Consider the following 12523-nt stretch of genomic DNA (forward strand, 5'->3'; position numbering starts at 1 on the left):
TTCGTACCGTCACTTATTGCACTGAAAACGAGGAGACCCCCCGCAGCGCCTCCGGCACAGACTGCCTCGCCGCCAGCAGCAAAGTCATCGGGGACTCATATGGCCGAAGGCAAGGTCGAGAGCGTCGAACCCGACAGCATCACGATTTCGCATGGCCCCGTCCCATCTCTCAAGTGGCCGTCCATGACGATGGGCTTCTCGAAGCCGGATGCCAACGCCTTTGCCGAGGTCAAGCCAGGCGACACCGTGCGATTCGAATTCAAGGAGGGCGGCCCCATGGGCTATGAGCTGCTCACGGTGCAGCGCGTTCAACCAGGCGCCAAGCAATGATTGCCGGGCTCATCCGATGGTCGGTCGGCAACCGATTCCTGGTGCTCATCGCCACGTTGTTCCTGGTGGCGGCCGGCGTCTGGTCAGTCGCCCGCATCCCTGTGGACGCGCTGCCCGACCTCTCGGACGTGCAGGTCATCATCCGAACGCCTTTTCCCGGCAAGGCACCACAGGTGGTGGAAGACCTCGTGACCTATCCACTCACGACCACGATGCTGAGTGTGCCGGGCGCCAAGACAGTGCGCGGCTACTCGTTCTTTGGGGATTCCTTCGTCTACGTGCTCTTCGACGACAAGACGGACCCGTACTGGGCCCGCTCGCGGGTCGTGGAATACCTCAATCAGGTGCAGAGCAAGTTGCCTGCGGGCGCCAACGCATCCCTGGGGCCCGATGCAACCGGCGTTGGATGGGTCTACGAGTACACCCTAGTGGACCGGTCGGGCAAACAGGACATCGGGCAGCTTCGTGCCCTGAACGACTGGTTCCTGAAGTTCGAGCTGAAGACCATCCCCGATGTCGCCGAGGTCGCGAGCATCGGCGGCATGGTGCGGCAGTACCAGGTCGTGCTCGACCCTGACCGCATGCGGGGCCTTGGCGTGACCCACGCGATGGTTGTCGCGGCCTTGCAGAAGGCGAACCAGGCTTCGGGCGGCTCGGTCGTGGAGCTTGCAGAAGCGGAGTACATGGTGCGCTCGCGCGGCTACCTGAAATCGCTGGATGACTTTCGCGCCATTCCGCTCGCGGTCTCGGGCGCGACCCCAGTTCTCCTGCGCGACGTGGCCACGATACAGGTAGGGCCCGAAATGCGCCGCGGTATCGCCGAGCTCGACGGCGAAGGGGAAGTCGCGGGTGGCGTCGTGGTCATGCGCTCGGGAAAGAACGCACGGACGACCATCCAGGCCGTCAAGGTGAAGCTCAAGACGCTCAAGTCGAGCCTGCCCGAAGGCGTCGAAATTGTTCCGACCTATGACCGGTCGTTGCTCATCGACCGCGCTGTCGACAACCTGCGATTCAAGCTGCTGGAAGAGTTCGCTGTCGTGGCGCTCGTATGCGCCATCTTCTTGTTTCATCTCCGCTCGGCATTGGTGGCGGTGGTCGCGCTTCCGATTGGCGTGCTGACCGCGTTCATCGTCATGCAGTGGCAAGGCGTCAACGCCAACATCATGTCGCTCGGGGGCATCGCCATCAGCATCGGCGCCATGGTCGACGCAGCCATCGTGATGGTGGAGAACGCCCACAAGCACCTGGAGGCGTTCGAGGCGAAGCACGGGCGGAGCCCGACATCTCCGGAACGATGGGAGTTGGTCAGCGCGGCGTCCATCGAGGTCGGGCCGGCCCTGTTCTTCTCGCTCCTCATCATCGCGCTGTCCTTCGTGCCCGTGTTCACCCTGGAAGCACAAGAGGGGCGGCTCTTCTCGCCGCTGGCGTTTACGAAGACCTACGCGATGGCTGCGGCTGCCGGCCTGTCCGTGACCCTGGTCCCTGTGCTGATGGGCTACCTCATCCGTGGACGCATCCCCCACGAGGCGGCGAACCCCGTCAATCGCTTCCTGGTGGCGATTTATCGCCCTGCGCTGGAGACAGTGCTCCGCTTTCCCAAGGCCACGTTGGTGGTCGCCGCGGTGCTGATGGCGCTGACAGCCATCCCCGTCATGCGCCTTGGCGGCGAGTTCATGCCACCCATGGACGAAGGTGACCTGCTCTACATGCCATCCGCTCTCCCTGGGCTGTCGATTTCCAAGGCGGCCGAACTTCTTCAGCAGACGGACCGGCTCATCAAGACGGTGCCGGAGGTTGCGCGGGTCTTCGGCAAGGCCGGTCGTGCCGACACCGCTACCGACCCGGCTCCACTCGAGATGTTCGAGACCACCATCCAGTTCAAGCCGCGCGAACTGTGGCGGGTGGGGATGACGCCCGACAAGCTCGTTGAAGAGCTCGACCGCGCGGTCAAGGTGCCGGGCCTGACCAACGTCTGGGTGCCACCCATCCGCAACCGCATCGACATGCTGGCGACTGGCATTAAGAGCCCCGTGGGCATCAAGGTGGCTGGTGCCGACTTGGGCACCATCGACAAGCTGACAACTCAGGTTGAAGCAACCGTCAAAGGCATCCCCGGAGTGTCCTCGGCACTGGCCGAGCGTCTGACCGGCGGCCGGTACATCGACGTCGACGTGGACCGCCTCGCGGCCGCACGCTACGGACTGTCAGTGGCCGACGTTCAATCCATCGTCTCGACTGCGGTCGGCGGCGACAATGTTGGCGAGGTCATCCAGGGGCGGGAACGCTATCCCATCAACGTCAGGTATCCGCGAGAGATTCGCGACTCGCTGCAGCGCTTGAGGGAACTGCCCTTCGTGACCGACAAGGGGGCGCAACTGCTCCTGCAGGACGTGGCAAAGGTGACCATCGAGGAAGGCCCGCCGATGCTGCGCAGCGAGAACGCGCGCCTCTCCGGGTGGGTGTACGTGGATGTCCGAGGCCGGGACCTGAGGTCGGTGGTTAACGACATGCAGGCGGCAGTGGCCAAGTCGGTCACCATGCCCGCCGGCTACGCCGTCTCATGGTCGGGGCAGTTCGAATACCTTGAGCGAGCGACCGAACGGCTCAAGCTCGTCGTGCCCGCCACCTTGGCCGTCATCTTTGTCCTTCTCTACGTGCTGTTCAGGTCTGTTGCAGATGCAGCACTGGTCATGGCGGCGGTCCCGTTCTCTCTCATCGGCGGCTTCTGGCTGGTCTGGACGTTAGGTCACTCCATCTCGGTCGCCACCGTGGTCGGTTTCATCGCACTCGCCGGTGTCGCTGCCGAGTTCGGCGTCGTGATGCTCATCTACTTGAAGAACTCCCTTGCGCGGCGTATCGAAGCTGGAGCGCCGATGAACGACGAGACCTTGCTTGCGGCCATTCGCGAGGGTGCAGTTCTGCGCGTTCGCCCAAAGGCGATGACGGTGGCGGTGGTCATGGCGGGCTTGCTGCCCATCATGTGGGGAAGCGGAACAGGCTCCGAAGTGATGACTCGAATTGCCGCCCCCATGGTGGGGGGCATGGTGACGGCGCCTTTGCTCAGCCTGCTCGTCATTCCGGCGGCCTGGTATCTGGTCAATCGATGCCGAACGGCCACACACCGAACCCAAGACGATGGCGCGCCATTCGAGTCAGCCGGTTTTCCCCCGCTCATATCCCCCAACACAGAAAGGACCCACTCATGAAAAAGTTCCGAAGCATTCTCATCGCCTTGCCTTTCCTCGCATTGACGGTCGCTCATGCCCAAACGAGGCCCGGCGCGATGACCGCGCCCACCGTGGCTTCAAAAGGCGAACCGACCTCCACGCTGCCTCTGACAGAGGGCGAAGTGAGGCGGGTGGATAAAGAGCACGGCGAAATTGTGCTCAAGCACGGTGACCTTCTCAACCTTGGCATGCCCGCGATGACCATGGCCTTCAACGTTTCCGCCCCAAGCACGCTGGAGAAGCTCAAGGCTGGCGACAAGGTGCGGTTCAACGCCGAGATAGTCAAGGGAAAGCCGACCATCACTCACATCGAGGTCGTGCAGTAGGGGAAGGCCGCTAGAAGCGCACGGGCGCGGTTCGGGCTGCGGTTTGCCGCGCAGTATGTCGAACGCACGTTCGACGCCGCGTACTCAGAATTCGAGTACGTCGGAGCGTCGATTCCGTGTTTTCGACAAAGTTGAATGACTCGCGTCGTCTGTCGTCACGTAGCGGAGGACGGGTCCTTGGCGTCAAGGTGACGGTAAACAGGAAGCGCGTTCAGCGGAATCCGAAGGTACGCGACGCCGTTGTCGTCCGGGGGCGGAAGCTGCCCAGCCCGCACATTCACCTGAATTGACGGAAGAATAAGTGTCGGCACCTCGAGGGTCGCGTCGCGGGCCGTGCGCATGGCGACGAAGGCGTCCTCGCTGATGCCGTCGCGCACATGGATATTGTGGGCTCGCTGCTCGGCGACGGTGGTCTGCCACCGAACGTGTCGAGAGGCAGGCGGGTAGTCGTCACAGACGTACATCGTGGTCTCGGGCGGCAGGTCCAGCAGTCTGCGCATCGAGGCGTAGAGCTGGTGTGCATCGCCCCCGGGAATGTCCGCGCGTGCGCTGCCGACGTCGGGCATGAAGAGCGTGTCGCCGACGAAGACGGAGTCGCCCACTAGATAGGCCATGTCGGCCGGGGTGTGGCCCGGGACCAGCATCGCAGTGGCCTCGACCTCGCCAATCCTGAAGACCTCGCCGTCCTTAAAAAGATGGTCGAACTGGCTCCCGTCCGGCAGGAAGCTGCGCTCCAGGTTGTAGAGCTTCTTGAAGGTCGCCTGCACCGTGCGGATGTTCTCGCCGATTGCGATGCGACCGCCGACCTGCGCCTGAACGTAGCGTGCGCCGGACAGGTGCTCAGCGTGCGCGTGGGTTTCCAGAATCCAGTCGACCTGCAGGCCCTTGTCCCGGACGTAGGCCAGCAGCCGGTCGGCCGAGACCGTGCTGGTGTGCCCCGACTTGAAGTCGAAGTCCAGCACCGGGTCGATGACCGCAGCACGTTCCGTCGCATGGTCCCAGACGACGTAGGAAACCGTCCAGGTATGAGGGTCGAAGAAGCCTTGGGTCGTCGTGCGGGTCGTCATGGAGTCCTCCGTGAGCGCAGCATTCATTCCATTGACAGATATTATATATCTCCACATAATATGGAAATCGATACTGTTTTACCTTCACCATGAAGCACCTTTCCCCCGTCATCGACCCCGAGGCCCTGCGCAGCGCCGCTGGCAAGGCGGTCGGCGCCCTCAAGGTGCTGGCCAACGAAGACCGCCTGCTCCTGCTGTGCCAGCTCTCGCAAGGCGAGATGTGCGTCAGCGACCTCGAGCAGACGCTGGGCATCCACCAGCCGACCCTTTCACAGCAGCTGGGCGTTCTGCGCAACGAAGGCGTGGTCCAGACGCGCCGCGAGGGCAAGAGCATCTTCTACAGCGTGGCCGACCCGTCGATGCTCGAATTCTTCTCGCTTCTCTACCGGCTCTACTGTCCAAAGGAAGCATGATGTCCCTCGATTGGAACCACTTCACGCCGCTCGCCGCACTGGCCGGTGGGGTGCTCATCGGTATCGCCGCGGCAATGTTCGTGCTGCTCAATGGGCGCATCGCTGGAATCAGCGGGGTCCTCGGCGGTCTGCTAACCCCGGTCAGTGGCGACAGCGTCTGGCGCATTGCCTTTGTCGTGGGGCTGGTCGGTGCGCCGCTGGTCCACCTGCTGTTCGCGGCGCTGCCCAAGCCACAAATTGACGCCGGGTACGGCGCGCTGATTCTGGCGGGGCTGCTCGTGGGCATCGGCACGCGTTACGGCTCCGGATGCACCAGCGGTCACGGCGTCTGCGGCCTCTCCCGCCTGTCACCCCGCTCGCTCGTCGCCACGGCCGCCTTTATGGGCGCCGGCTTCGCCACGGTGTTCGTGACGCGTCATCTACTCGGTATCTGAGGAGCCCTCCATGATTGCTCTCGCTTCGCTGCTAGCCGGCCTGGTCTTCGGTCTGGGCCTCATCGTGTCCGGCATGGCCAACCCGGCCAAGGTGCTCGGCTTCCTGGACCTCGCCGGCGACTGGGACCCGTCCCTGGCCTTCGTCATGGCGGGAGCCATCGCGGTGGGTGCGGTCGCCTTCGCGGTCGCCAAGCGTCGAGCACTGTCCTTCCTCGGCGCCGAGATGCGACTGCCTTCAGCGCGCTACATCGACCGCCGCCTGGTCCTCGGCAGCGTGCTCTTCGGCGTTGGCTGGGGCGTCGCCGGCTTTTGCCCCGGCCCAGCCCTCGTTGCCCTCGGGATGGGCGAAGCCAAGGCGCTCGTCTTCGTGGCCGCGATGCTGGTGGGCATGGGCGCATTCGAGTACTTCGAGCACCGCCAGCGCGCGCCGGCGCCGCAGGCTGCCTGAGGTCGGCAGATGACGAGGATGGTGACCTGGCTCGCGGCGCTGTCGTCGCGACTATTGCCGAGCGTGCTTCTGCATGTAAGCGACGATTGAACTCATCTCCTGTTCGGTCGGCGTGTTGATGCTCTGCCAGCGGCTGTCCATGTGGATGTGCATGCGCTGGGTCACGCTGGACCACTCCTTGGCGGTATGCAGCGAGGGTGCCGGTGCTGCGTGGCACTGAACGCAATAGGTTGACACCAGCTTGGCGCCCGCAGACCTTGCGTCCGGCAGTGGGCTCGAACTCGGCGGCGGGCCACCCCCCATCATCCCACCCCCCATCATCCCCCCACCCATCATTCCCGGGCCCATCATCATGCCGCCGCCCCACATCCATCCCCTGCCGCGCATGGTCTGCATGCCCTGATACATCTCTCGCCATTGCTCCTGCATGAGGCGTTGGCGCTCCTGCGGGTCGGTGGTCTGCGCAATCTTGTTCATCTGCTCTTGCATCCGCTGCGTGTAGTCGCGCATCTGCTGGCTGTATTGGTCGGGCGTTACGCCCTGGGGCGTGGGCCACGATGCACCTCCCCCCATCATCCCGGGCCCCATCATCGACCACGGATGTCCCATCATCCACGGATAGCCCATACCCCACCGGTCGTGCATCTGTCCCATGTAGCCTTGCATGCTCTGCCAGTGTTGCTGCATCAGTTGCTGGCGGGCGGCCGCATCGGGCGAGGCCTTGAGCTGGTCCAACTGCTTTTGCAACGTCTCAACTTGCTGCTGCAGTTCGCGCACTTGCGCGTCGGTCGGCGCGGACGTCGCGTCTGGAGCCTGCGCCGGCGCCTGGGCGAAAACTGCCGCTCCTGCGCTCATGAGGCCAGTGAGCAACGCGGCAAGTGCCGCTCTTCGCAACATCGTCATGGCAATGACTCCTCTCCATGGTCAGGTTGACAGCGCGGTCAAACACAAAAAAGCGCGGTCATTCCGGCCGAACATGCATCTGGTCGGCTACGCCATTCAGGGGAGCACCTCAGCCAGTTGCTAAGGTGAAGATACGCCGCAACCTGCGTCGGGATTTGACGCAGGTCAAAGGCGGGCCAACACTGGACATTCCGGCCTTCGACCGCTCAGGCCTATAACGGCGTCGGCCGCGGGTACAGGTTCCCGGGCAGGAAGAGCTAGGACGTCCGCCTAGCGCCTCGAGCGTTCATGGCGAAACCAAGAATGATGATGGCGGCGACCACAAGTTGTGCACCCAGACCCTGTGCGGACGGGAAGACGCCCAGGAAATCGATGCGCGGCGTGTTGATGGCGAGTGCGCCAATCCATCCTGCCTCTTGGAGCGCCGCGACGCCCTTGCCGGTCAGCACGACCGCCAGCACAGCGACCAACATGGAACTCCACGAGAAGAACTTGCCGATGGGAAGGCGAGCACTGAATTTCAGGAGCGCGAACGCCACTGCAAGCAGTACCACCAGGCCGGCTAACAATCCCCCCAGAACGGCCGCGTGGCTACCTTGCTCCCAAAGCGCCGCGTAGAAGAGGATGGTCTCGAAGACCTCGCGGTACACGGCGATGAACGAAAGGCTGAACATGAAGAATGCCGACTTTCGATTGAGCGCTGCTGACAGTTTCTCGTGGATGTACTGCTGCCACTTGCCGGCCATGCTCTTCTGATGCATCCACATGCCGACGCTCAGCAGCACCGCCGCTGCGAAGAGCGAAGAGAGACCTTCGGTCACTTCACGGCTCGCTCCGCTCACGTTGACGATGTACGTCGCGACGGCCCAGGTGACTGCACCGAGAGCCAGTGCTCCCACCCAGCCCGCATGCACGTACCGAAGCATGTCGGGTCTCTCCGCCTTGCGAAGAAATGCGACCATTGCCACCACGACCAGCAACGCCTCAAGGCCTTCGCGAAGAAGAATCGTGAAGCTTCCCAAGAACGCCGAAGTGGAGTCATCGGCGGCTGTCGACAAGAGGCTGTCGGCCTCCTTGAACAAGGCATGAATCCGCAAGGTCTGCGCTTTGAGCTCCTGCGAGGACGCCCTGCTCGCAAGAAGCGAGCGGAACTGGCTCATGGAGGTCTCAATTCGGCCAAGCAAGGCTTTGTCGCGCGTGGCAAGCGTGGGCTCGAGCGGCTCGACACCGTCCAGGTACGCCGAAAGCGCAAGGTCCGCCGCACGCTTGAAATCCTTTTTGTCGTACGCCTCTTCGCTCTGAGCGAGCCGCTGGCGAGCAATGTCGAATGTCAGGGGACGCTTCTGAACAACGGCCTCGGGATGCGCGTGAAGATATGCCATCGCGGCAGCAGCGGGTTCCACCCCAACCTCCTTCGCGAGGTCGCCCTCGGTCGTCCGGGCTAAGCCATCCAGGTTCGTGAGCTGCGCACGTACGGCTGCGTTGTCTTTCCAGACCGCTTCGCCGGCCGTGACATCTTCTTGCTTGTGAGCGAACTGCCCGATGTAAAACGCCAAGGCCCAGCGGTCCGCCTCTGGAAGGGACGCGAAGCTGACCATCGGCGTGCCCTCGATGCCTTGGCTGATGACTTGGTACAGGGCGAAAACGCTGCGCTCACGAGCACGAGCCTGGTCGGTGAAGGCGACAGGTCGCGGCTCCAAGCGCATCCCCAGCGGTCCATCTCCATTGCCGGAGGCACCATGACACGCGGCACATTGCGCTTGGTAAATGGTGGCTGCGGCAGCCACGTTTGGCGGAGCGCTCGGTGAGGACGAGACCGGGTAAACGGCAAGAAGGTGATTGCCCAAAGATTTGGCGAGCGTTGCCACACGCGCAGGGTCTTCTCGTGCATCGATGGCAGCCGCGAGCGCCCCCGCCTCTGCCACCAAAGCGGGCTGTTCAGGATGAGGGTCCAATGCAGCAAGCTTCGTTTGGCTGGCCTTGGCAAACTCGCGCATCTCCTCGAACTCAGAAGCGCTGAGAACAACACCTTCCTTGACCGCTCCCCGGTAGTCGACGGCCAAATAGTCAAGGATTTGCCAGATGCTGCGCACATCAGATTCGGCGGCGCTTGCGACCATGGCAAGCAGGAGCAGCGCGGCAAATACGGCGGCTCGAGGAAGCAGTTTTAGGAAGCCGAGCATCACCAAATCCAACGCAAATAGGAATGATTCTAGTTGCGAGTTCAGCGGTTCTCGGCGCGCCGAGTGGACTGAAGGGCTACTCACACGTATCGGTTGACCTTCTAGAGGCTAGAGGGTTTCCAATCCGACAATGTGCGCCTGGCGAAAGCTTCAGGCGTGTACGCCTTTGACATGTCCTCTCGAAGCGGAATGATTCTCGCCGGTCGTCTGCCGCAGCGACTCAAGCGCGCCGCACTCCCCGATGCACCCGCCGCCAGCGCAAGCGCTTCGGATTTCCTGAATCTGACGCTTGAGCAAGTTGAGCTCGGAAATCCGCGTCTGCACGTGGCGAACATGCTCCTCCAGGAGTGCGTTTACCTCGTCGCACGGGCGACCGGGGTCGTCTTGGAGCGCGAGCAGGATACGGATTTCAGAATGCGCCATGTCGAGCGAGCGGCACCTCAAGATGAAACGCAGACGCTTTTCGTGCGCCTCGTCATACGTTCGATAGTTGTTTGCGCCCCGCTCAGGGGGCTGCATTAGCCCTTCGCCCTCGTAAAAACGTATGGTCTGCACTTGGCAGCCGGCCCGGGCAGCCAGTTCTCCAATTTTCATGTGCCTTCCTTCTGCTTGACTCTCTACCTACTATAGGCTTTCAAATGGGGGCAAGCTAGGAGTTCACTATGGCAGATGAATGTGGGTCGACAGGTTGTAGTTCGAAAAGTTGCGGGTCAACCAGCGGCGTTGCCGCCGGCGCAGCCGTCTTGGAGCGCGCCACAACGGTATTCAACGTGCCCGAGATGTGCTGCCCGACGGAGTTCGGCCTCGTGGAAAAACAACTCCGCCGGCTCACTGGCGTCCACGACGTCACGCCAGATTTCATGCGCAGAAACGTCCGGGTTGAACATGACTCGATGACGACGGCCGACTTGCTGGGTGCTGCGCAGCGCTCCGGCATGGAAGTGCGGCTACCAGAACCGAGTCCTGCCCTCAGTTCCAAGGACGAGCGCAACACCATCCTCATCGAGCAGATGGACTGCCCTACGGAGGAAGCACTCATACGGAAGCGGCTCGGGGGCGACGATTCGGTGCGCGAACTGTCGTTCAATCTGATGCAGCGCAAGCTGACCGTGGTGCATGCGCCGGGGAAGCTTCCCGAGGTGCTCAAGGCGCTGGACGAAATCGGCATGCGAGGCGTCGCCGACAAGCCAGTCGCCCAACCAGGTACGGACACCAGCACCATCCTCATCGAAAAGATGGACTGCCCAACCGAAGAAGCCCTTATCCGGCAACGCCTGGGCAAAGAAGACTGGGTTCATGACCTGACGTTCAACCTGCTGCAGCGCAGACTGACCGTCAGCCATGCGGCCGGCAGGCTGGACGACGTGCTTGCAGCCCTGAACGAGGTGGGCATGGGCGGCCTGCCGGAACGGCAAGACGCGCCTGCCAAACCGGCCGCACCCCAGAGTCCGCGTGCTGCCTACTGGAAGCTCGCCATCGGCGGCGCTTTGGCCTTGGCATCCGAATTGGTGGCGCTCAAATTTGGGGACAGCGCGGTCGGCACCATAGGCCTGGCACTGGCCGCAATCGCTGTGAGCGGCATTGACACGTATCGCAAGGGATGGATTGCGGTTCGCCATCTGAACCTCAACATCAACGCGCTGATGTCAGTCGCTGTAACAGGTGCAGCCATCCTGGGGCAGTGGCCGGAAGCGGCGATGGTGATGGTCCTCTTTGCCATCGCGGAAATGATTGAAGCGCGCTCCCTCGACCGTGCGCGGCGAGCGGTCGAAGGGCTCATGTCGATGGCGCCGGAGACGGCGACGGTCAGCACGCCGTCGGGCTGGCAGGAAGTGCCAGCCGCGCAAGTTGCAGTGGGCGCGACGGTACGAGCTCGACCCGGCGAGCGCATCGCCCTGGACGGAAGCGTGACCGCCGGGACATCCGCAGTTGACCAATCGCCCATCACTGGAGAAAGTGTTCCAGTGGACAAGGCCTCCGGCGACACTGTCTACGCGGGCACCATCAATCAGGACGGAGAGCTTGAGTATCGGGTGACCGCAGCGGCAAGCAATTCGACACTTGCTCGAATAGCTCATGCGGTCCAGGAGGCCCAAGGTACGCGCGCCCCCACGCAGCGCTTTGTTGACACCTTCTCGCGCTACTACACGCCCGCTGTCTTCGCCGCTGCGATTGCCATCGCGGTCATCCCCCCACTAGCCATGGGAGCCGAGTGGTTCACATGGGTCTACCGAGCACTTGTTCTCCTTGTCGTTGCTTGCCCGTGCGCATTGGTCATTTCAACGCCGGTCACGGTGGTCTCAGGTCTGACAGCTGCTGCGCGCCGAGGCATCCTCATCAAGGGCGGCATATTCCTTGAGCAAGGCCATCGGCTGCAAGTTCTCGCCTTGGACAAGACAGGAACTCTGACGCAGGGACGGCCCGTGATGACGGACGTCATCGTCCTTGATGGGGCACAACCAGCATTGTCGGCCCTGGCTGCCGCCCTTGCGGCCCGCAGCGACCACCCGGTTTCGCGGGCCGTAGCCGAGGGTCTGAAGGATTCGGAGGACCGCCCGGAAGTGGCGGGTTTTTCTGCACTGCGAGGCCGAGGCGTGGAAGGGACCATGGATGGCCTACTCTACCGGCTAGGAAATCATCGGTTGGTTGAGGAGTCAAACGCCTGCTCGCCCGAGCTTGAGTCGAAGCTGGACGCTCTTGAACAGGAAGGCAAAACAGCAGTTGTGCTCACCGAAGGCACGAGGGCTCTAGCTATCTTCGCTGTCGCAGACGCGGTACGCCCGGAGAGCCGAGATGCTGTCGCACAGCTGAAGCAACTCGGCATCCGTCCTGTCATGTTGACGGGGGACAACCGACACACCGCTGAAGCCATCGCGCGTCAGGTCGGCATCACCGATGTGAGGAGCGAGCTGTTGCCTGAGGAGAAGCTCAAGGCGATTGAAGAATTTGCCGTCGGCGGCGCGGTGGTTGGCATGGTCGGAGATGGCATCAACGACGCTCCAGCGCTTGCGAAGGCGAACATCGGCTTTGCGATGGGCGCTGCCGGCGCAGATACAGCGATTGAGACGGCGGACGTGGCGCTGATGGACGACGATCCTCGCAAGCTTGCTGAGTTCGTGAAACTGTCCAGGGCGACCAAGGCGGTGCTGTGGCAGAACATTTCCTTCGCGTTAGGCATCAAGGTGGTATTTC

11 protein-coding genes are annotated in these 12523 nt (G+C 62.7%); 7 read left to right on the forward strand and 4 right to left on the reverse strand.

Annotated elements, in window-relative coordinates; translation table 11 throughout:
- From APY03_RS33870 to APY03_RS33880, 3 genes are all read left to right on the forward strand, one after another.
- Positions 1-330 (forward strand): copper-binding protein (locus APY03_RS33870; protein ID WP_198161352.1); only part of this gene is annotated, 330 nt, incomplete at its 5' end.
- Complete coding sequence (locus APY03_RS33875; RefSeq protein ID WP_083944751.1) at positions 327-3536, forward strand: efflux RND transporter permease subunit; 3210 nt, start codon at positions 327-329, stop codon at positions 3534-3536. The genes APY03_RS33870 and APY03_RS33875, both read left to right, overlap by 4 nt.
- The gene (locus APY03_RS33880; protein ID WP_068684258.1) at positions 3533-3883 is read left to right on the forward strand and encodes a copper-binding protein; all 351 of its coding nucleotides are present in this window, start codon (positions 3533-3535) and stop codon (positions 3881-3883) included. Before APY03_RS33875 ends, APY03_RS33880 begins: the two co-directional genes overlap by 4 nt.
- A 155-nt stretch (positions 3884-4038) precedes the next feature.
- On the opposite strand, the gene APY03_RS33885 is transcribed toward APY03_RS33880, so the two are convergent.
- Complete coding sequence (locus APY03_RS33885; RefSeq protein WP_068684273.1) at positions 4039-4950, reverse strand: MBL fold metallo-hydrolase; 912 nt, start codon at positions 4948-4950, stop codon at positions 4039-4041.
- 89 nt (positions 4951-5039) lie between these two features.
- Here APY03_RS33885 and APY03_RS33890 point away from each other — a divergent pair, with 89 nt between their 5' ends.
- The 3 genes from APY03_RS33890 to APY03_RS33900 are packed head-to-tail and all read left to right on the forward strand — an operon-like array spanning position 5040 to position 6245.
- Entirely contained in the window at positions 5040-5363 is a 324-nt protein-coding gene (locus APY03_RS33890; RefSeq protein ID WP_068684260.1) for an ArsR/SmtB family transcription factor, read from the forward strand.
- The gene (locus APY03_RS33895; protein WP_068684262.1) at positions 5363-5797 is read left to right on the forward strand and encodes a YeeE/YedE family protein; all 435 of its coding nucleotides are present in this window, start codon (positions 5363-5365) and stop codon (positions 5795-5797) included. Before APY03_RS33890 ends, APY03_RS33895 begins: the two co-directional genes overlap by 1 nt.
- A 10-nt stretch (positions 5798-5807) precedes the next feature.
- Positions 5808-6245 carry a DUF6691 family protein gene (locus APY03_RS33900; RefSeq protein ID WP_068684264.1) on the forward strand — a complete coding sequence of 146 codons (438 nt, stop codon included), beginning with the start codon at positions 5808-5810 and terminating at the stop codon, positions 6243-6245.
- Positions 6246-6296: 51 nt separating this feature from the next.
- Here APY03_RS33900 and APY03_RS33905 read toward each other — a convergent pair whose 3' ends face one another.
- The 3 genes from APY03_RS33905 to cadR all read right to left on the reverse strand — a co-directional run bounded on the left by APY03_RS33905 (position 6297) and on the right by cadR (position 9925).
- Complete coding sequence (locus APY03_RS33905) at positions 6297-7148, reverse strand: hypothetical protein (RefSeq protein ID WP_068684266.1); 852 nt, start codon at positions 7146-7148, stop codon at positions 6297-6299.
- A gap of 257 nt (positions 7149-7405) precedes the next feature.
- Positions 7406-9331 carry an FTR1 family protein gene (locus APY03_RS33910; RefSeq protein ID WP_068684268.1) on the reverse strand — a complete coding sequence of 642 codons (1926 nt, stop codon included), beginning with the start codon at positions 9329-9331 and terminating at the stop codon, positions 7406-7408.
- A 150-nt stretch (positions 9332-9481) separates the two neighbouring features.
- Positions 9482-9925 (reverse strand): Cd(II)/Pb(II)-responsive transcriptional regulator, encoded by a 444-nt coding sequence (gene cadR, locus APY03_RS33915; protein WP_068684269.1) that lies wholly within the window; start codon positions 9923-9925, stop codon positions 9482-9484.
- 212 nt (positions 9926-10137) lie between these two features.
- Between cadR and APY03_RS33920 the strand changes: the two genes are divergently transcribed.
- Positions 10138-12523: heavy metal translocating P-type ATPase (locus tag APY03_RS33920; RefSeq protein WP_232324513.1), on the forward strand; the 2386-nt coding region annotated here is incomplete at its 3' end.

The organism is Variovorax sp. WDL1 (assembly GCF_001541225.1).
Taxonomy (GTDB): Bacteria; Pseudomonadota; Gammaproteobacteria; order Burkholderiales; family Burkholderiaceae_C; genus Variovorax.